Here is a 19,435-nt window from a genome sequence, read left to right as displayed (position 1 = left end):
CGGATCCTCGGGGTTCTTCTTTTCCGAGAGTTCCAACTTTAAACGAACGAAAAGACGAATGATCCACTCTTTCACTTTCGATGGAAATAATTTGGACTTCGCCCGTCCTACTTAGTATCGGAGACTTTCTGAAATCCGTTTTTCCTTTCTCGGATCCAATCGGAGATTTTTTGCAAAGAAGCCTTTACGAGCTCTGGAATTTTTTCCCTTTCTTCCGGTTTAAAGTTGGAAAGAACGTAGTTGGGAACCTCCGAACTTTCCGAGGGCTTTCCCACTCCAAACCGAAGCCGGAAGAATGCATTGGAACCCAGCTTTTCCACGATATCCCGGAGTCCGTTGTGACCGGCGTGACCGCCCCCGCCTTTGAGTTTCAGTTTTCCGAACTCGAAATCGATTTCGTCGTGAATTACGAGAATATTTTCAGGAGGAATTCCATTCTTCTTTGCGATCTCCGCAACCGCCTTTCCGGAAAGATTCATAAATTCCAGGGGTTTGAGGTAGAAAAGCGTGATTCCGTCTTCGTCGGTTCGAGCGAGGGAATATTTGGAGTTTTCTTGATAACTTCCGGAAGAAGAATTCAAAAAAGAATCCAGAATCACAAAACCGATGTTATGCCTGTGGTTGGCGTATTTTTGACCGGGATTTCCGATTCCAACGAGTAACAGTTTCAGGTTTGCCATGGTTGTAGGATCTGGTTGAGCATTTTTTCCGTCGCGTGAACGGCGGCAATCGTTTGATCCGGATGAACTCCCATCGTTTTGAACGTAAGGTCTTCTTCTAAATCCTGGGATTTATTCCAGGTGATCATCGTTTCGACTAACGCATCTGTTTTTCCGCCGGGAGGAATTCTTACTTCGTAGTCGATGAGTTTTGGAATGGTGATTCCGAGTCGATTTGTGATTTTAGTAAGCGCGTTCATAAAAGCGTCGTAACCTCCGTCGCCTTCGGAAATTTCCTTGTGCACCTTCCCTTGGTATTCGATCTCGATCTGTGCGTGAGGACGAATCCCGATTCCGGAATGTATATTACAAGATTTGATAGCGATTACTTTTTCTCCGGTTCTTCCGGAAACGTCCGCAATGATAAACGGAAGGTCTTCGGGAGTTACGAGTTTGTTTTGATCTCCGAGTTCGATCACCCGTTCCAAAACTTTTTGGAGGATCACGTCGCTTAATACCATACCCAATTGTTTTACGTTTTCGGAGATACTCGCTTTTCCTGCAAGTTTGCCTAACGCGTAACTTCTCTTTCTTCCGAATCGTTCAGGTAGAATCGGATTTGCGTAGAGGTTTCCTTTTTTGTCCCCGTCGGCGTGAACTCCAGCGGTTTGTGTGAAGACATCTTCACCTACGATCGGTCTGTTTGCGGCAATTCGTTTACCGCTAAAAACTTCGACGAGTCGACTTGCCTCCGTGATCGCAAGTTCGTTGACCTGGGTTTTTGACTCTGACTTATCGTGGATCGCCGTGATCAAGGCTTCCAGCGGAGTATTCCCTGCTCTTTCTCCGAGTCCGTTGATCGATGCGTGTAGGCCTTTGGCGCCGGCGCGAATCGCTTCCAAACTGTTTGCGACGGAAAGGTCATAGTCGTTGTGACCGTGAAATTCAAAATGAAGATTCGGATATTTTTGAACGAGAGTGTCCACGCCTCGGAAGGTTTCTGCAGGAGAAAGAACACCTAACGTGTCAGGAAGAAAGATTCTTTCGATGTTTTCCTTGCTCAAATGTTCCACAAGCGATAAAACGTATTCGGGACTGTTTCGAAATCCATTGGACCAATCCTCGAGATAGACGTTGACTCGAAGACCGTTTTTTCTTGCGTATTCGATGACAAAGGAAATGTCCGTGAAAAATTCTTTCGGAGTTTTGTTTAACTGTTTTTCTAAGTGATGGAGAGAACCCTTTGTCAAAAGGTTCAACACTTTGGCCCCGCTGTCCCGGATCCAATCCACGGTTTTGTTTCCGTCCACGAATCCGAGGAGTTCGATTCGATCGGTGAGTTTTTCGGTCTCGGCCCATTCTATGATTTTTTGAACCGTCTCGAATTCTCCCTTAGAAACCCGGGCTGAGGCGATCTCGACTCGATTTACATTTAATTTTTGTAATAAGAATTTCGCGATATTCAGTTTTTCTGAAGTCGAAAAGCTGACTCCTCTGGTTTGCTCTCCGTCTCTCAACGTTACGTCCAAAATCTCCAGCGTGTTTTTTGTCATTTGAGATACCTTTTGAGAGTGTCCTTATCGGGTCCTAATACTTCGACCAGTGTGGAACCCGGATTGGAAATTCCATAGAGAGAATAGTCGACTTCTTTCAAAAAATCATGGGAGCGAATCGTATCGACCGTTAATTTTTTGAGAACCCCTTCTCCGATTCCGTGAATGATTTCCACGAACGTTTCTCCCGCTAAGAAGGCTTCTTGGATCTCCCGTTCGAGTTTTTCCTGGGCTTCTTCAAACCGCAACTTTCGGATATAGATCGTTTTTGCTCCGGAATAGCCGGATTTTACGGAATTTTTTTTCATACGATCCGGACTCACTTCTTCCGTACCAGTGTTTTTTTGATCGGGAGTACAGAAAACAAAGAATTTCATTTTTTATGCTTTCACTCTCTGAGCGATTCGGTACAATTTTCCATCCATCCCATCTATCAAATCAGAGGCGGACGCAAGAACAGTGAGCGAAGAACCAGATTCCAAAGCGGAAACGGCAAAGTTAGTCGATAAAAAAAGGATCGCGATCTGCGGGGGAACCTTAGGGCGCGAGAATCGGTATTACATTCGGGGTCAGGTTGTAGACGCTGGGATCACGGAAGAAATGAGGGACGATTCTCGCTGGGACCTTTTGACCGGTTTGTTCGAGGAGCAGGACAAAGACATCACTCCTTTTTTGGATTACGGATTGGAGCCGGTTCGAAAACCGATTTTAGTCGCGGAGATTTGGGATGAATCGGAGAATCTGGTGCACCAATCTCCCGAGATCAAAGGAGACGACGGAGGGTTTTTCTTTCACGAATTTACAAAACCTCTTCCTCCTGGAAAATATTCCTTTCGGATTCTTTTTAAAAAATTGGATTCCTACCGGCAGTTTACGAAGGACATCGCCTATCTCAACCAAAAGGGTAAAAGTGAAATTTCCGGAAGTTCACTGATCGGAAAGGGAAAGCTAAGAATTCTTCCCGAAAACTTCACCGGTTACGTGACAACTTCCGATATCGACCAGACGTATCTTGCGACGGACATCCATTCCAACAAAGGGAAACTTTCCACGTTATTCGAAACACCGCAGCAAAAATTGCCTCTTCCGGGAATGCCGACTCTCTATCGAGAAATCCGTCTTGCGACCGAAGATTCTCCGCTTTGTTTTATTTCGGCCAGTCCTCATTTTTTTAGAAGAACCCTTTTGTCCACGATCCGAAGTCATTCGATCGAGACGGAATCTTTGCATCTCAAGTATTTGGAAGGAACGATCAAAGGGATCGTCGAAAAGTTTTGGGATTCCGTTACACATCCTACAAAGTTTATCACCGACGGAATTTTGGGATCGATGGAAAGAATTCGAAAGTTTGCCGGCGCTTCCTTTCAGAGTTTGTTCGATCAGATGAGTTATAAGCTCACGATTCTTCTTCGAGATCGTTTATATCTTCCAACTCATTCCAAAGAAATTCTAATTGGAGACAATACGGAAAGCGACTATCTGATCTTTCTTTTGTATCAGTACATTCTTTCCGGAAAGATGTCCGGAAAAGAATTGGAAGACTATCTGTATCGTTTGAACTTTTTAGGAAGAGACGCGATCACAAGAGACGCCGCCAAAACCATCGCGGAACTCGGAGAGGAAAATCGTAAGATTCACGGAGATCTCAATTCCGTTGCCCTCGTTCTTATCAACAAGACGACACATGGACCCGACGAAGAGGAAATGCACTGGAACGTACAAAGCGCTCTCCCTGCAGGAATCGATCCGTTCAAACAAAAAGAAATTCATCCATACATTCTTACGGAAGGCGCACCGGGGTTCGCAGTCGTACTGCACGACAACGGAATCTTAGATACCTCTGCCGTATTTCGGGTCGTCGCCGATATGGCGGGAGAATGGATGGAAGGAAAAGTAATCGATCCACCCGCTTTGATGGAATGGATCCAGACACTAACTCTTCCTGGAGATTATCAGGATGAAAAGGATCTGATCATCGAAGGTCTGAAGAAAGCCTTGGATCGGGAAGAAATCACCTAAGAGTAATTTTACAGATGCGTTTTGGATTCCAAAAAGTAAGAAATGGGTGCATCCGAAAAGTCGCTTTCTTAAAAAGAGTTGCTCAAGAAGCATTTCATTTTATAAAATTCTAATATGTCTAGGAAGTCTAACGCGATTTTGTTCAAATTTCGTGTTGTTGTCTTTCGCTCGGAAAACGTGTAGTTCCCGCACCATTAGGTTTCGGAAATAACGTTCCTGTTTGTCGCATAACCGTACTCAAAAGTTGAGAGGAGATACAACGAGAATTGTCCGGAGACAAGGGTTTGTGTGAGTTCCTACAAGAGAATTTTTTCTTGCAAAATTAGTATTTTGTGATATAGGAATGTCCGTCGTGGTTTTTTCCGCCACCCACCCCTCCACCCAAAATTTGGGCGGGGAGCGCGACTTTCACGGTAGACTGTCGGAGTTCCAACAGATTTTCGTCCGATCCAGGCAACTTGTGAGTAAGGTTATCCCTTTCGTTAAAAGGAGGAACGCTGTTCTGAAAAAACATCTTTTTGAAAGGAATGGTTCTATGAAATTTTTCGGCGGAATGAGGACGGTGGACGTTTTTTATAAATCTGCAGGGAATTTTTTTCTTCAAAAGTCATCTTTGGATCTTCGGGTAAAAACGATCTTGGTTTAAGAATTTTGATCCGCGATTTTTTTTCGTCTTCGATACCAGAGAAACAAAATCGCGAATAGGATCATCAAACCGAGAATGATCCGGTTATAAATTTCTAAAAAACCTAAAACTGCTTCCCAGTGAGAACCGAGATAGAATCCGGAAAAGATCAACATGCCACACCAGAGAAAAACGGCCAAAGAAAAACATCCGAAAAAAACGAATGGATTCATCTTTACCATTCCTGCGACGATGGAAACAAAGAATCGGATTCCCGCCGAAAACCGACTAAACAAAACCACCGCGATCGCATTTTTATGAAACCAGGCGAGGGTTTTCTCGATGGATTCTTCGTCATAGAGAGAGTCTTTGAAAGGAAATTCTTTTTTTTTCACCCAATGAAGGAAGAGCTTTCCGAATCGATACATCACCCAGGCTCCCAGAATATTTCCAAACAAAGTGCTCGAAACGAGCGCAAACCAACCAAAGGATTCCGGATTTCTTGCGACCAAAAAACCTCCGAAGACGGTGATCGTATCTCCCGGCCAAGGCGGAAAAACGTTTTCCGCAAAGTTTGAGAACGCGAAAAAGAGCCAGAGAAATACGGGATCGGTTTCCGAAAATCGGGTGAGAATTTGAATCAGTGTTTCCTGAAAAGTCATGAAGGATGAATAAAAGAATTGTCAGTGATGGCGGATAAGGTTCAAGTAAAAAAAGTGAACCCTACTCGTTTCTATTTTTTAGTTTTTTTTCTTCTCGGTGTTTTGACGACGCCCTTGTCTCTTTTTGCGTCCGATTCCAAAACGGAATTGTATCGTTATAACAAGTTGACTCTTCAGAACAACCCGGTTCGAAATCCAAGATCGCTTCCCGTCGAGTTTGTCCCGGAAGGAGCCGCTTTGATCTATTCCACGGAATTAAAATCCGAACGCGGATATTTTGATACGAAAGAATCCTTTCTTCTTTTTACCCACGCATTTAAGAAAAAACAGATGGAAGTCTATTATGCTTCCATTTTTAAATCTCTCTACTGGAAAGTTTTGCAGGAAGAGATCACGGATCAAAAGACTGTGATTATGGCGGAAAGTCAAAATAAAAAAGTGGTTACGATTCAGATCGAAGCCGTGGATGCCGGAAGTAGAATCAAACTCTTCTATAAAAAAACAGGCGGTTAAGATATGATCGAACCTGTAGTTCCACTCAATCCCGAACCGGGAAAATATACGTTTGTGATTTTTTTCTCGATTCTTTTTATCTTTGCGATCGGCGTATTTTTTCTAGTATTCCGTCCTTATCTTTATTCTTCCTTGATGGCCTTGATTCTTTATCTCGCGACGAGAAGACAATACAAACTTCTCAAAGAATATCTCGGAGAAAGATTCCAATGGCTCGTTCCTTGGATCATGATTACTCTCGTTTCTATGTTAGTGATCATTCCTTCCTATTTTGTCATTCGTACGTTGATCCAAGAAGCCCTTTCCATTTTATTCAAATTAAGAATTTCGTTAAGCGAAGATAAAATGATCGAAACCTTGATGAACTTTGCGATGCTCACTGACTTTATTACTGACAACGAATTTTTCTGGGTAAAGGTTCCGGAAATCTATGGAGAATTCGCCGAGAACTATGTGGATATTTTGAATCTCGACAGCATCTACGGAATTTTAAGCAACGCTTCCTCTTTTATCCTGGGAAACATAGAATTGCCGACGGGAATTCTGATGAATCTTTTCTTTGCACTTTTGGTTTTATTCTTTCTTTATCAAGACGGAAAAAAGGTGGAACGTTTTATTTTGGACAACCTTCCGTTTTCCAGACAGTTGGAAGAACAAGTGGGAAGAAAAGTAACGTCGGCGGTTCAAACCGTGATTCGAGGAAATCTGATCATTTCGATTCTGCAAGGAACAGCGGTTTATATTCTTCTTTTGATCGCCGGAATTTCGAGTCCTTTTTTATATGCAAGTTTGGCCGCGTTCTTTTCGATCATTCCCGTCGTAGGAACCTCCGTTGTTTGGCTTCCGATCGGACTCTATATTTTGTTTTTAGAGAACAATCCGATGATGGCGATTTTTTTTATGGGAAGCGGCCTCTTTTTCTATTTGGCTCTGGAGAATTTTGTAAAACCGAGAATGCTCGATAAGAAGCTACAAGTCCACCCTCTTCTTATCTTTTTATCTTTGATCGGCGGAATCAAGGAATTCGGAATCATGGGACTCGTCGTCGGACCGGTAGCGGTTACGTTAGTCGTCATTCTTTGGGATTTTTGGAGATTGTATCGAAGAGAATTGATTCTGAACAAGGGGCATCGGTGATCTGATTGGAAGATTCCAAACCTCTTTCCGTTACGGAAGTCACGAGGATTCTCAAAAATCTCATCACCGGATCCAAAGATCTCAAAAACATCTGGGTCAGAGGGGAAATTTCCAATTATAGTAAGGCCAACTCGGGACATATTTATTTTTCACTAAAAGACGCGACTTCTTTGGTTCGTTGTACTTTTTTCAACTATTCCAATAAGAATTACGGCGGCAAACCTCTCAGCGACGGAAAAGAAATCCAAGTTTATGGAACGATCACGCTCTATGAAGCCGGCGGTTCTTACAATCTCAACGTAACTCGTGTGGAAGAGCTGGGACAGGGGGACATTTTACTCCAAATTGAAAGGCTCAAACAAAAACTTTCTGCGGAAGGAATTTTTGATCCGGAGAAAAAAAGAAGAATTCCCGCCTTTCCAAAAACGCTCGGAATCGCGACCTCGCCCTCTGGCGCGGCGATCGAAGACATCATCAAAGTAGCCCGTTCCCGATTTCCGGGAATCAACATTCTCATCGCGCCTTGTGTTGTTCAGGGAGAAGAGGCTCCTAATTCGATCGTGGGTGCGATCGAAGAATTGAATCGCCCGGAATGGAACGTAGACGTGATCATCGCGGGACGAGGTGGTGGAAGTTTCGAGGATCTAATGGCGTTTAACGACGAAAAGGTGGTCCGCGCCTACGCGAATTCCAGGGTTCCTATCATTTCGGCGGTAGGACATCAGACAGACGTTTTGTTAAGCGATTTTGCGGCCGACTTCGCGACCCCGACTCCTACTGCTGCGGCCGAACACGCGGTTCCAAAGGAAGAAGACATTCTTCAATTTATTTCGCAATTAGAAGGAAGGCTCAAAACCTCTCTGAACGTTAGGGTCTCCTCGAGTAAGGATCGTTTGCGGTTATTGTCCGGGAAGTTTATCTTCAAGGAGCCGATGCAACTCTTAAATGCAAGAAGTCAAAGAGTGGATGAAATCGGGATCCGATTGCAAAAGGCGGTTCAAAACAAACTGGATCTTGCAAAGGTTCGAATCGAACGTTATACGAATCTTACACCGAGGATCCAAGGTATTCTTTTTCATAAAAAACAAAGGGCGGAATTTTTGACCTCCAAGGTGGAGGATCTTTCCCCCGTTTCCACGATGAAACGAGGTTATTCCATCGTAAGAAACACAAAAGGTAAAATTATCAGTTCTCCGGAACAAACAAAACCGGAAGAAGAATTACACGTATTACTTGCCGGTGGAACGATGCAAGTGATACGAAAAGGAAAATAAAATGGCAGAATCAAAATCTAAAATTTCATTCGAAGAAGCGCTTTTAGAACTCGAGCAAATCGCGGAAAAACTGGAACGTCAGGATTTCAGCTTGGAAGAATCTCTCAAAGCCTATGAACGCGGAATGGAGCTCAAAAAAATTTGTCAGGGAATTTTGGATACTGCGGAAGGAAAAATCGAAGCGCTCACCAAAGATGAATCAAAAAAAACGAATAAAACCGGATTTCGGGGGGATACAAAAACTCCTACTGAAAGCAAAACTTCGGATCCGGAAGATCTATTCTAAGATTTATCGTTTTTTTAGTTTTGTCGTTTGGGAAAACGGTAAAACCGTTTTGATTGGAAGCCCGCAAACGATATCGAAGTCCCGATCTATATAAAATATTATAAGAATGGAATATCTTATTTAGAAACCAAAGATCTTCTCACTCCCGGCTGATTCGCTTTTTTTTGTAAAACTCAAAGATTTCCTAAGGATTTTGAAGGATTCAAATAATTTTATTCTTTGGATTGCGAAAATCTGGATTTAAAAAATCGGAAACCAAAAGCCAAAAGACAAACGAACAACATTCCGTATCCTATAAAAACGAACATCAATTTGATGGCGGTGATTCTACCTGCAAAAAGGGCTAAAGATTCCGAAACCGAAGGCCATGAATATAAAAAGTAAAACATGAGAGAGTTTTCGATCCAATCAAATACCAAAAACCCAAAAGGAAGAAGATTCAAGGATATCGGAAGTTTCCAGTACACAGCCGTTCTCGAATAAAAGGAACCGATCATCAGACCGACCGCGACGGGTAAAAACATATCCAAAACGTCTTGCCAGAAATACAAAAGACGTCCCGTTTCTCTGTAGAATTGAAAAACTTCGTTTAGATCCTTCGCCGAAGAAAATGGCCGGAAGTCCATTTTGAGAGGAAGACTTTGACCAGCAGGAACCGGAGTCATCTGTTCCAGAAACTGCATCGCTCCGGATATCAGAATGGAGGCTGCGGTAAAAAAGAATATGTGTTTCGCGGAAGAACGTTTTGCGATCCACTCGCTAAACGAGGATAAAAGTCTTATTTTCATGCTATGCCCTTTTTTTGTAAAATCATCGTATTCGAATCTATTCTAAAAGGGAAATCAATTTCCAATAGTGATTCAGATGTATATTCTAAAACTTCAAAAAAGAATATTCAAATTTTTGCATGAGATAGACGTGAAAACCGTTGGCGAATTTTATTTCGGTAATCTAATTATAGATCGGAGTTCCGGGATTCCCTAAAACTGCCGAAAACATCCAAAAGAATGCAAACTTAATTCTGATTTTGTCTTATTAACTTAGAAATCGGATTTGGTCGAAACAAGAAACGAAATTGTATTCTAAACTCCGATTGAAAATTCAAAAAGAGAGTAAACAAATTCATGTTATTGAAAATCCTGAAGTGGACCGGAGCTGTTTTTTTATCGATCCTCTTGGTTTGTGTGATCGCGACGGCGTTGCGACAAAACTTAAAATATGAGGCGCCTTATCCGGACATAAAAGCGTCGAAGGACCCCGCCGTAATCAAACGCGGCGAACGACTTGCCTATGGCGCGGCTCATTGTGTGGATTGCCACAAAACCTTAGATGTCGATTCCTCTAAAACCGATGGACGACCGAATCTCTCGGGTGGTGTTAAGTTCGAATTGCCGGTAGGAAATTTTTATTCCCCGAATATAACTCCCGATATAGAAACCGGAATCGGTAGTTTTTCGGATGCGGAAATCGCAAGGTCCCTTCGTTACGGAGTTCGTCCCGATCAAACGGTTTTATTCGATTTTATGCCGTTTCACAATACGAGCGACGAGGATCTTTCGGCGATTATTTCCTTTTTAAGAAGCCTCAGACCCGTTCAGAATCGGGTTCCAAAACACGAACTCAATCCGATCGGAAAGTTTTTAAAAGCCTTCGTTGTAAAACCGGTCGGTCCTAAAGGTGAAGTGTTAAAATCGATAAAGGCTGAGGAAAGCATTGTTTACGGAGAATATTTGGCAAACAGCGTCGCCAATTGCAGCGGCTGTCATACGAAAAGAAATCTCATCGGAGAATACATAGGAGAACCTTTTGCCGGAGGAGCTCCGATGAAAGATCCGGATCCGAGTAAAGAAACTCTGACCCCTCCGAACCTAACTCCGCACGCGGAAGGACGGATAACAAAATGGACCGAGAAGGAATTTTTGGCGCGCTTTCGTCAGGGAAGATCGATTGCTCACAGTCATATGCCCTGGGAAGCCTATGCTTCTATGTCTGACGGAGAACTCAGAGCGATTTTTAAATTTTTAAAATCCATCAAACCGGCAAAAAATGAACCGTAAGATCCTTCTGAGATCTTTGGCCCCCGTGTCCAAGCAATGATGAGTAACGTCGGATATAGCGGTTAAGATTTGATTTTCCGGGATTCGTAGATCGTAAGGTTTCATCTCGGAAAATTTTTTCGGATCCAAATCCAAGAAGATAACGAAAATTTTAGAAGCGAAATCCAGGTCGTTACCTGAGTTCCGGGATGTTGAGCAACTGACAAAAAAAATTGCAGGTCGAAAAGAAGCCTCTAGTAAGAATTCTAAAAAATACCTCCTCAAACGAAAAGCCTAACTTTGATAATTTTCAAATTCCAGATTGGGCAAACCCAAAATTCAATTTTTGGAATATACCTTTTTTGATCCTCCTCGATTTCGGCTTTCGCAAATTTGAGAACAATCTCTCGAAAGGAAAATTCGCGGATCTTCGGGGATTCTTTTTGTAAAAACACTAAACAAAAGAGAAGTTTTTTGGGACCAAAGGTTTGGAAACTTCGTCTAAGAAGAACCAAAGAAGGGAATATTGCCGGTGTAGGCTGAGGCGATAGAAAGGTGGCTCCCCCTGCTGGGCTCGAACCAGCGACCCAGTGATTAACAGTCACTTGCTCTACCGACTGAGCTAAAGGGGAGTATCCTCGGTAGTTAGGCCTATATTTTCAAAAAGGGGTAAGCACGCAACCTTAATTTGTCGCATTGGGCCGCGTTTTTACAACTTTTTGTAGGAAAAATTTTGAAACTTCGGTGAAAGGAGAGCCAAAAAAAGCTTTGGATCATTTTTCCTTTTTCTTAGAGTGACATAATCCCTTCTTACTAGTCTTACGGAGTCTGAGAGCAAATTTATGAAGCTAAACCGTCATTTTACCGTCCCCAAAGGTGAAGAATCGTCCGAAATTCGCTGGGCGAAACGCAATTCCAGGATTTCCAATCCGGATGGATCTAAAGTTTTTGAGGCAAACGACATCAAAGTTCCCGAGGGTTGGTCCCAGGTTGCGGTTGATATTCTTGCTCAGAAATACTTCCGTCGGAAAGGAATTCCGAAGTATCTCAAAAAGGTACAAGAGGAAGGAATTCCGGAATGGCTTCAAAAATCGGTTCCCGATACAGAAAAATTGGAATCCTTAAAGCCGGAAGATCGTTTTGGCGGTGAAACCAGCGCGCTCGAAGTCTTTCATAGACTCGCGGGATGTTGGACCTATTGGGGATATAAATACAAATACTTCTCCGATGAAGAAAGTGCAAAAATTTTCTACGATGAAATCGTGTATATGCTCGCTACGCAGATGGCGGCTCCCAATTCCCCTCAATGGTTCAACACAGGTTTGAACTGGGCTTATGGAATTGATGGTAAATCTCAAGGTCATTATTATGTAGATCCTTCTACCGGAAAACTCGTTAAGTCCACTTCCGCGTATGAACATCCCCAACCGCACGCTTGTTTTATTCAAAGTGTGGACGACGATCTCGTAAACGAAGGCGGGATTATGGATCTTTGGGTTCGGGAAGCTCGTCTTTTTAAATACGGCTCCGGAACAGGAACCAACTTCTCCAATCTAAGGGGTGAAAACGAACCCCTTTCCGGCGGAGGAAAGAGTTCCGGTTTGATGAGTTTCTTAAAGATCGGAGACCGTGCCGCCGGTGCGATCAAATCCGGCGGAACCACTCGTCGTGCGGCGAAGATGGTTTGTCTCGATGTAGACCATCCGGATATCGAAAGTTTTGTAGATTGGAAAGTAACCGAAGAAAAGAAAGTCGCTTCCCTTGTAACGGGTTCGATGTTGAACAACCGTCATCTCAACGCGATCATTTCCGCTTGTTACGAGATGGAAGGTAACGATCGTTTTGATCCTAAGAAGAATTCTTCTCTTAAAAAAACCATCGTAGAAGCAAAGAAGGTTTTAATTCCCGATAATTACATCAAACGTGTGATCGATCTTGCCAAACAAGGTTACAAAGAAATTCTCTTTGAAGAACTCACAACCGATTGGCAATCCGACGCTTACAATACCGTTTCCGGTCAAAATAGCAACAACTCAGTCCGTCTTACGAATGAGTTTATGACCGCAGTAGAACAAGACCAACCATGGAATCTTTATTTCAGAACGGAAAAAGAAAGAGCGAAAGCGGAAGGACGCAAGCCGAAACCTTCCGAGACTCTCAGAGCGAGAGAGCTCTGGGAAAAAATTTCCTACGCGGCTTGGGCCAGTGCGGATCCGGGAACACAATACCATACCACCATCAACGAATGGCATACTTGTCCGGAAGACGGTCCGATCAATGCATCGAACCCCTGCTCCGAATATATGTTCTTGGATAACACGGCTTGTAATCTCGCCTCGGCGAATTTACAAAAGTTCGTAGATCTGGAAACCTTGAACTTCGACGTGGAAGGATATCGTTATCTTTGTAAACTCTGGACGATCATTCTTGAAATCTCCATTACTATGGCTCAGTTTCCGTCCAAAGAAATCGCGGAACTTTCTTATAAGTTTCGAACCGTCGGTCTTGGTTATGCAAACCTCGGTTCTGTTTTGATGATTCTTGGAATTCCTTACGATTCTCAAGAAGCGATGGCGATCACCGGTGCGATTTCCTCCATCATGCACATGACTGCCTATGCAACTTCTGCGGAAATGGCGAAAGAACAAGGCCCGTTTGCAGGATATGCGAAGAATAAAAAACATATGCTTCGTGTGATTCGCAATCATAGAAGAGCGGCTTACAATGCCCCTTCCGGAGACTACGAAGGTTTGACGATCACTCCCGTTGGAATCAACCCTGCATTCTGTCCTTCCTATATGCTGAAAGCGGCTCAAGAAGATTCGGATCTCGCTTTGGCTCTCGGTGAAAAACACGGTTATAGAAACGCACAAGTTACCGTAATCGCACCGACCGGAACGATCGGTCTTGTGATGGATTGTGATACGACCGGAATTGAGCCGGACTTCGCATTGGTGAAATTCAAAAAACTCGCAGGCGGCGGTTATTTCAAAATCATCAATCAATCCGTTCCTTATGGTTTGAAAAAATTAGGCTATTCTCCTTCTGAGATCGAAGCAATCGTAAACTATTGCAAAGGATATGCGACTTTGAATGGAGCCCCGGTCGTAAACACTCAAGCTCTGAAAGAAAAAGGTTTTACGAATGAGATTCTCGAAAAAGTGGAAGCCTCACTTCCTCTCGCTTTCGATATCAACTTTGCGTTCAACAAATTCAATCTCGGTGAAGACTTCTTAACCCGCAATCTTGGAATCCCAAAAGAAATTTTTGATGTTCCCGGTTTTTCTCTTTTGGAATACCTCGGTTTTTCCAAAGACGATATCAACAAAGCAAACGATTACGTATGTGGAACGATGACGATCGAAAATGCACCTTTCTTGAAAGAGAAAGATTATCCTGTTTTTGATTGTGCAAACAAATGTGGTAAGTATGGAAAGAGATTCCTTTCGTACGAATCCCATATTCGTACGATGGCGGCGGCTCAACCCTTTATCAGCGGAGCGATTTCTAAAACGATCAACCTTCCTGAAGACGCGGTTGTAGAAGACGTCAAGAACGCCTACTTCCTTTCCTGGAAGATGATGATCAAAGCGAACGCTCTTTACAGAGACGGATCGAAACTTTCTCAACCTCTCAATTCCGTACTCGAACTCCTCAATGGAATTGAAATCGAAGAACAAGACGAAGTCAGAGAAGCGATGATCTCCAGAGATCCGGTTCAAATCGCAGAGAAAGTAATTACGAAGTATATCTCTCACAGAAGAAAACTTCCGAGCAGAAGAGCGGGTTATACTCAGAAAGCGATCGTAGGTGGTCACAAAGTTTATCTGAGGACCGGTGAATACGAAGACGGTCAGATCGGAGAGATCTTTATCGATATGCACAAGGAAGGAGCGGCGTTTAGAAGTTTGATGAACGCGTTTGCGATTTCCGTTTCTTTAGGTCTGCAACACGGGGTTCCATTGGAAGAATATGTGGATGCATTTACATTCTTCAAATTCGAACCGAACGGAATCGTTTCCGGAAATAAACACATCAAGATGAGTACGTCCGTAATTGATTATATCTTTAGAGAGTTGGCGATCACTTATCTTGGAAGATACGACCTCGGACAAGTGGCTCCGGAAGATCTGAGAGGAGACGAAATCGGTTCCAAAAGAGCGACTGCAGAATCGAACGTACGTGAAAAAGAAACGGTTACGAACACCGCAGTTGCGGAAGCTCCTCCGAAGAAAGAAGTGGAGACGATTTCTTATTCTCAGATGATTTCGAAAGAAAGAACACCGGCTCCGACGGGAATCGCTTTGCTGGAAGAAGTCAAACTTGCAAAAATCAAAGGTTATACAGGAGATTCTTGCTCCGAATGCGGTTCTTTTGAAATGGTGAGAAACGGGTCTTGTCTGAAATGTATGTCCTGTGGGTCTACCACTGGATGTTCTTGATTCCGACCTTCTAAGTCAAGGACGCAAATAAAGAATGTTCTTTCATTTGCGTTTGTAAAATTGAATCGGCCTTGGATGTGTTTTCATTCAAGGCCATTCTTTTTTAAAAGCGAAATCGAGGTTTTACTTTTTCCGCTTGCGAAATCCGAGCGAATCAATACTGAATCGGCTTTGAGAATACAATCCGACTCCACTCTTTCGAGCAGGGCCAGTCTTTTGCCAAAAGATAAAAAGACGATTTCTTTCGTGAATGTGAGTTCGGTGTAAGAAAGAAAGTTTGGGCGAATCGCTCGCAAATTCCATAGCGAAATAAGCTCGCGACCGCGCTTTTCGTTTCAATTCCTACGGAATTTCCACTACAATCGCTTTCGCATTTGGTTATCCTGAATTTAGGGTAACTTAACTGACGACATCGATATTTTGATTCAATTGGGTCTGAATTTTGGAGATATTAGGAATTGATTACGACCTTTCTATAGGTGGAAAGGTCGTTTATTCCTCGTTAAGTTCTAAAAGAATGAATCCTACAAAAATGATCAGTTGCAAGGACTAGGAGCTAAAGAATATCCTCCAATATCGATAGTGCCGTATGGAGGCGGGGCATAGATATCGATTCCTGGTTTGTAAGTAGATCCGATAGAATACGTTGGAACATCGTGATCCCACCGATTATTTGCGGCGTAAAGTCGATTTCCTGGTTCGACTAAAAGTGTTAAGTCTATCTCTAAGCTACAGGAAATAATGTTGTTACCAACGCTTCTTCTGGCACCTCCGCCTAAATCTACTTTAGCACCAGGCCGGATAACAATCCCATATCGGTTTCGATAGATCCTATTGTTTTCAACTTTATTTTCATCTGTAGTTTCTTCAAAGAAGATACCAACTGAGTCGTTATAGTCTGGTGCTTTTTGGGACCCGATGAAATTTCCGCTGACCCAATGTCCACCGGAGGGTTTGCTACTGCTATCTGTATTAAAAATTCCGATTCCTTGAGGTAACGTATTGTTTCGAATTTTAACGTTGTAGGTTCTCAAAGCAATCGGATTTGGTAAATTAAATCCAGCGATTGTCGAATTTTTACCCGGTTGGATGGCTTCCGCAAGATCATCTCCATAAAACTGAATCGTAGTGGGCTTCGGAACGGGCATATCCTCGAATTTCTCACCATAATGTATTGAAAAACCAAGGCCTCTCCCTAATTCATCTCCGATCAAAGAGACCCCATCTGGAATTCGAATCGGGAATTTTTCACCGGTGCGATCGGAGTATTCACCGGGAGCAATGTAGATGTTATTTTGGCCGTCGGCTAAAGCTAACGCCTTCGTGATGGTTCGAAGAGGCGCAGTCTGCGATCCAGGCCAACTGTCATTTCCGGTTGTTTTGCTTACATAGATGGGAGTTCGGATAAGGATTAGTTGGGAGTTATAGCTATCAGGATTAAGAATTCTTAAATCCGTTGGGTCAATGATTCCGGATAGCAGCGTTAGGTCGGATTCTCTTCCTTCTTTTTCATTGGAGCAGTCACCTAACAGTAAGATCATGCTAAGGCAGAGTAAAAAAAATCGTTTCATTGTTTTCTCCTGATTGATGAGCGATGATAAAGAATGTCTTCTTGTCGCCGCGTTGATTCAGATAACATATTTATTGTGACAATTTTCACAAAAATAAAAAAAGTTTCCTTTTTGGAATCGAATGTTTTAAAAAATTCAAATTCTAAAAGTGTTTAATATTCAAACTAAATCAATATTAGTTTTTTAACTTGAAAGGATTATCAGTTAATTTATTTTATTAGCTCTTTATACTTATATCGTATTGAATTTGAGTGAAAGATTATTTGTGTCAACTCCAAGCGTTCATTAAGAAGTGAATTAATATTTATTAATGTTTATCAAAACGTATTTAGAATCGTTTCTATTTTTTGAATATATCAAAACTGGACTATGATTTCCAATTTTTATATAAGGGATTTCTGACTTGTTTTCCTGTCAGCTTTGGAAGAGGCAATTGTAGACTGGATTATTGACTTCTCGCGGTAGAACCGTTCGTAACGATTTAAGAAAAAGTCCAAGTTTTAACAGAGAATTGTTTTGCAAGAGAGGACTCGAGGTTTTACTTTTCCCACTTGCGAAAACCGAGCGTATCGATATGAAATCGGTTTCGAGAATACAATCCGACTCCAATCTTTCGAGCAGGGCCTTCTTTTTGCCAAAGGACTAAAAGTTTTCCTTTTAAATGAACTCTGTCGATTTCCCGGTCGGGAATCATATCTAACGCGGAAAATTGAAGATGTCGACTGGATTTGGCTCCTCCGGCCTTGTTGTTGTACTCCGCTTCTCGAAAACCGGAAACGACGGTCACAGGACCGACCTGGGGAAGAATCAAATCGCGGATCACTTTCAAGGTTGGTAAAATGTTTGGCCATAAATCTCGAGGTGGAATCGCGAAAGGTTGACTTTCCGTTTGTCTCCAATCCGTGCCTTGCCTAAGAAGTTGTTCGATCGGAACCACGTTCAAAACTTTGTGCTCTCGAAGAAATTTTTCCAAAGCGAGAATTTCCTTTTGATTTCGGGGAAGTTTTCGAAATTCGTTCCACTGTTTTTTGGAAGGAGGAGTATGCGGTTGAAAATAGCAGAAAGGAAAGAACAAAAGCGGTAAAAGAATGAGACTCTTTTTAAGAACAAATTTTTGCATCAGGTCTATAAATAAGAATTCTAAAAACGAAAGACCGTCGTTTTGTGTTCTCGGATTCGTTTTGAACCGAATTGCTAACTCTTGTATGATTTCAACTCTTAAGGAGTTGCGGGTGGCCCCGATAAACCCGGAATCTTGGCTTCCGGTTTTCCGATGGTTCCCATCAAAGGGATACACTTCCCCCCGCCCTGTTTTTCTAAAAGGGTCAGCATATCTTCAATGTCCTGTCTTTCCAAAGCAAAGTTTCGATCCAATTCTAGACAAATTCTCAGATTGAGTTGAGAGAATTGAATACTTTCGGATAAACGAATGTTTCCGGTGATATCAAAACGAGCAATCGACGTATCCAGAGTAAAATCGTTAAAGATAAGATTTCCGTCCTTCAGATTTAGTTTTGTTAAAAATTTCTTAATCGTAATGTTTTTGAGTTCGCCGAGGAGAGGAATTTCCGGGAGTTCCAGAATCATACCGGAAGAGCCGCCGGGAATTTCAATATCGAAATTTCCGGCCATTCTCGCGATTCCCAAGTCTAAATTTTCAAATTTTCCCTGACCTTCGATTCTGGGAATTTTCGCAAAAGGACCGTTCTCAGTATCGATCTTCAAAGATACAATTTTGAACTTTCCGTCGAACTTACGTTTCATAAGTCCGAAGAGCGAAGTTTTTAGAACCGTTTCTTCGGATTTAATTTTCAGATTGGAAGGAGTCGTAATCTCCAAAGTATCTAAAGTCACATTCCCTAAAATGGAAATGCTCAGATCGCGGAAGTTGATGATGGTTCCGGTCTTTGCAGAGGATGTATTCAAAGAACTGCGTATGATTTCATCCAATGGAAAAAGTAGAATCGTAAAGATGAAAAAAGAAAAAACGCCGGTTCCTATCAGATAGAGTTTTTGTTTGAGAGTAAACCGAGGTGTCGCCTCTTCTTCCTCTTCTTGAAGTTCCAGAGTTAAGAATTCTTCTTCCTCGGGTGTGAGGGCTGTTTCTTCCTGAAATTCTTCTTCTTTTTTCATCGTTTGTTGCCTTCTCGACTATAGCTCGACAATTTTAGGTTCACGTCATAAACTTCTTTTCCCTGAAACGGTTTTCTAAAGTTGAGATACTCCACTCTCGCATTGATCATTTTATTTTTTTCGATATCATAGACGAATCGAAAGATATTGTCCAGCGTGACTGATCTAAAATTGATATCGATCGTAGTTCGTTTGTATTTTTTATCTTCGATCGCATACGAATCTTTCATCGTAGAAATTTTTTCTTTTAAACCGTATCTCAGGAAAATTTCGTCGAGTTTTGCATAGATGGCGCTAACGTCGGAATCACCTCCGGAAGAATCGAGCGAACGAAAGTCGTTGAATTCCTGAATGATCTTATCGAGTTTTACGGGAGCTGTTCTCGAATCCTGAACTCTTTCCGTCAGACCTTGACGAATGTTTACGATCTTCTGAACTGCCAAAAATACGATTAGAAGTAGAATCGCGCCGATTCCACCGAGTACGATCAACCTTTCTCTGGGTTCTAATTTTTCGAGCATAATG

17 protein-coding genes and 1 tRNA gene are annotated in these 19,435 nt (G+C 42.4%); 7 read left to right on the top strand and 11 right to left on the bottom strand.

Going from position 1 to position 19,435, the window contains the following annotated elements; all coding sequences use genetic code 11:
- Nucleotides 1–107: 107 nt before the first annotated feature.
- From pth to JWG45_RS00580, 3 genes are read right to left on the bottom strand one after another with little or no spacing between them, the layout of a single operon-like run.
- A complete protein-coding gene (pth, locus tag JWG45_RS00590; protein WP_205277849.1) occupies nucleotides 108–680 on the bottom strand; it encodes an aminoacyl-tRNA hydrolase in 573 nt (190 codons plus the stop codon).
- Nucleotides 668–2,212: a (R)-citramalate synthase CimA gene (gene cimA / locus JWG45_RS00585; RefSeq protein ID WP_205277848.1), complete on the bottom strand. Its 1,545-nt coding sequence runs from the start codon at nucleotides 2,210–2,212 to the stop codon at nucleotides 668–670. Before cimA ends, pth begins: the two co-directional genes overlap by 13 nt.
- Entirely contained in the window at nucleotides 2,209–2,520 is a 312-nt protein-coding gene (locus JWG45_RS00580) for a Smr/MutS family protein (RefSeq protein WP_205277847.1), read from the bottom strand. The genes cimA and JWG45_RS00580 overlap by 4 nt, the downstream gene beginning before the upstream one ends.
- 151 nt (nucleotides 2,521–2,671) lie before the next feature.
- On the opposite strand from JWG45_RS00580, the gene JWG45_RS00575 reads away from it, so the two are divergent.
- Nucleotides 2,672–4,231, top strand: coding sequence for a phosphatase domain-containing protein (locus JWG45_RS00575; RefSeq protein WP_205277846.1), 1,560 nt, complete (start codon nucleotides 2,672–2,674; stop codon nucleotides 4,229–4,231).
- A gap of 322 nt (nucleotides 4,232–4,553) precedes the next feature.
- Here JWG45_RS00575 and JWG45_RS00570 read toward each other — a convergent pair whose 3' ends face one another.
- Nucleotides 4,554–4,835, bottom strand: coding sequence for a hypothetical protein (locus tag JWG45_RS00570; RefSeq protein ID WP_205277845.1), 282 nt, complete (start codon nucleotides 4,833–4,835; stop codon nucleotides 4,554–4,556).
- A gap of 38 nt (nucleotides 4,836–4,873) precedes the next feature.
- On the bottom strand, nucleotides 4,874–5,518 hold the full coding sequence (locus JWG45_RS00565) for a DedA family protein (RefSeq protein WP_205277844.1): 645 nt from the start codon (nucleotides 5,516–5,518) through the stop codon (nucleotides 4,874–4,876).
- An 18-nt stretch (nucleotides 5,519–5,536) separates the two neighbouring features.
- On the opposite strand from JWG45_RS00565, the gene JWG45_RS00560 reads away from it, so the two are divergent.
- The 4 genes from JWG45_RS00560 to JWG45_RS00545 are packed head-to-tail and all read left to right on the top strand — an operon-like array spanning nucleotide 5,537 to nucleotide 8,728.
- On the top strand, nucleotides 5,537–6,031 hold the full coding sequence (locus JWG45_RS00560; RefSeq protein WP_332476219.1) for a hypothetical protein: 495 nt from the start codon (nucleotides 5,537–5,539) through the stop codon (nucleotides 6,029–6,031).
- A 3-nt stretch (nucleotides 6,032–6,034) separates the two neighbouring features.
- On the top strand, nucleotides 6,035–7,168 hold the full coding sequence (locus tag JWG45_RS00555) for an AI-2E family transporter (RefSeq protein WP_205277843.1): 1,134 nt from the start codon (nucleotides 6,035–6,037) through the stop codon (nucleotides 7,166–7,168).
- Nucleotides 7,169–7,173: 5 nt separating this feature from the next.
- Nucleotides 7,174–8,442: an exodeoxyribonuclease VII large subunit gene (gene xseA / locus JWG45_RS00550; RefSeq protein ID WP_205277842.1), complete on the top strand. Its 1,269-nt coding sequence runs from the start codon at nucleotides 7,174–7,176 to the stop codon at nucleotides 8,440–8,442.
- A gap of 1 nt (nucleotide 8,443) precedes the next feature.
- Nucleotides 8,444–8,728 (top strand): exodeoxyribonuclease VII small subunit, encoded by a 285-nt coding sequence (locus JWG45_RS00545; RefSeq protein WP_205277841.1) that lies wholly within the window; start codon nucleotides 8,444–8,446, stop codon nucleotides 8,726–8,728.
- A 212-nt stretch (nucleotides 8,729–8,940) separates the two neighbouring features.
- Here the strand turns inward: JWG45_RS00545 and JWG45_RS00540 are convergent, their stop codons facing one another.
- Nucleotides 8,941–9,516 (bottom strand): hypothetical protein, encoded by a 576-nt coding sequence (locus JWG45_RS00540; protein WP_205277840.1) that lies wholly within the window; start codon nucleotides 9,514–9,516, stop codon nucleotides 8,941–8,943.
- 336 nt (nucleotides 9,517–9,852) lie between these two features.
- Between JWG45_RS00540 and JWG45_RS00535 the strand changes: the two genes are divergently transcribed.
- Nucleotides 9,853–10,785 (top strand): c-type cytochrome, encoded by a 933-nt coding sequence (locus JWG45_RS00535; protein ID WP_205277839.1) that lies wholly within the window; start codon nucleotides 9,853–9,855, stop codon nucleotides 10,783–10,785.
- 535 nt (nucleotides 10,786–11,320) lie between these two features.
- On the opposite strand, the gene JWG45_RS00530 is transcribed toward JWG45_RS00535, so the two are convergent.
- Nucleotides 11,321–11,396: transfer RNA gene (locus JWG45_RS00530), tRNA-Asn, on the bottom strand.
- A gap of 210 nt (nucleotides 11,397–11,606) precedes the next feature.
- On the opposite strand from JWG45_RS00530, the gene JWG45_RS00525 reads away from it, so the two are divergent.
- Nucleotides 11,607–15,206 (top strand): vitamin B12-dependent ribonucleotide reductase, encoded by a 3,600-nt coding sequence (locus JWG45_RS00525; protein WP_205277838.1) that lies wholly within the window; start codon nucleotides 11,607–11,609, stop codon nucleotides 15,204–15,206.
- A gap of 536 nt (nucleotides 15,207–15,742) precedes the next feature.
- On the opposite strand, the gene JWG45_RS00520 is transcribed toward JWG45_RS00525, so the two are convergent.
- The 4 genes from JWG45_RS00520 to JWG45_RS00505 form a co-directional block, all read right to left on the bottom strand.
- Nucleotides 15,743–16,777 (bottom strand): LIC10774 family surface protein, encoded by a 1,035-nt coding sequence (locus JWG45_RS00520; RefSeq protein WP_205277837.1) that lies wholly within the window; start codon nucleotides 16,775–16,777, stop codon nucleotides 15,743–15,745.
- Nucleotides 16,778–17,315: 538 nt separating this feature from the next.
- Nucleotides 17,316–17,750 (bottom strand): D-Ala-D-Ala carboxypeptidase family metallohydrolase, encoded by a 435-nt coding sequence (locus tag JWG45_RS00515; RefSeq protein WP_232380439.1) that lies wholly within the window; start codon nucleotides 17,748–17,750, stop codon nucleotides 17,316–17,318.
- Nucleotides 17,751–17,995: 245 nt separating this feature from the next.
- Entirely contained in the window at nucleotides 17,996–18,910 is a 915-nt protein-coding gene (gspN, locus tag JWG45_RS00510) for a type II secretion system protein GspN (RefSeq protein ID WP_205277835.1), read from the bottom strand.
- Entirely contained in the window at nucleotides 18,907–19,431 is a 525-nt protein-coding gene (locus tag JWG45_RS00505) for a hypothetical protein (RefSeq protein ID WP_205277834.1), read from the bottom strand. Before JWG45_RS00505 ends, gspN begins: the two co-directional genes overlap by 4 nt.
- Between the last annotated feature and the right edge of the window lie 4 nt (nucleotides 19,432–19,435).

This window comes from Leptospira ainlahdjerensis (assembly GCF_016919175.1).
GTDB lineage: Bacteria > Spirochaetota > Leptospiria > Leptospirales > Leptospiraceae > Leptospira > Leptospira ainlahdjerensis.
This window is presented reverse-complemented; position numbering and strand designations above follow the sequence as displayed.

What these genes read in the sequence shown, in the direction of transcription:
- pth (WP_205277849.1), bottom strand. Translation starts at nt 680, where the DNA reads ATGGCAAACCTGAAACTGTTACTCGTTGGAATCGGAAATCCCGGTCAA.
- cimA (WP_205277848.1), bottom strand. Translation starts at nt 2,212, where the DNA reads ATGACAAAAAACACGCTGGAGATTTTGGACGTAACGTTGAGAGACGGA.
- JWG45_RS00580 (WP_205277847.1), bottom strand. Translation starts at nt 2,520, where the DNA reads ATGAAAAAAAATTCCGTAAAATCCGGCTATTCCGGAGCAAAAACGATC.
- JWG45_RS00565 (WP_205277844.1), bottom strand. Translation starts at nt 5,518, where the DNA reads ATGACTTTTCAGGAAACACTGATTCAAATTCTCACCCGATTTTCGGAA.
- JWG45_RS00555 (WP_205277843.1), top strand. Translation starts at nt 6,035, where the DNA reads ATGATCGAACCTGTAGTTCCACTCAATCCCGAACCGGGAAAATATACG.
- JWG45_RS00545 (WP_205277841.1), top strand. Translation starts at nt 8,444, where the DNA reads ATGGCAGAATCAAAATCTAAAATTTCATTCGAAGAAGCGCTTTTAGAA.
- JWG45_RS00540 (WP_205277840.1), bottom strand. Translation starts at nt 9,516, where the DNA reads ATGAAAATAAGACTTTTATCCTCGTTTAGCGAGTGGATCGCAAAACGT.
- JWG45_RS00535 (WP_205277839.1), top strand. Translation starts at nt 9,853, where the DNA reads ATGTTATTGAAAATCCTGAAGTGGACCGGAGCTGTTTTTTTATCGATC.
- JWG45_RS00525 (WP_205277838.1), top strand. Translation starts at nt 11,607, where the DNA reads ATGAAGCTAAACCGTCATTTTACCGTCCCCAAAGGTGAAGAATCGTCC.
- JWG45_RS00520 (WP_205277837.1), bottom strand. Translation starts at nt 16,777, where the DNA reads ATGAAACGATTTTTTTTACTCTGCCTTAGCATGATCTTACTGTTAGGT.
- gspN (WP_205277835.1), bottom strand. Translation starts at nt 18,910, where the DNA reads ATGAAAAAAGAAGAAGAATTTCAGGAAGAAACAGCCCTCACACCCGAG.
- JWG45_RS00505 (WP_205277834.1), bottom strand. Translation starts at nt 19,431, where the DNA reads ATGCTCGAAAAATTAGAACCCAGAGAAAGGTTGATCGTACTCGGTGGA.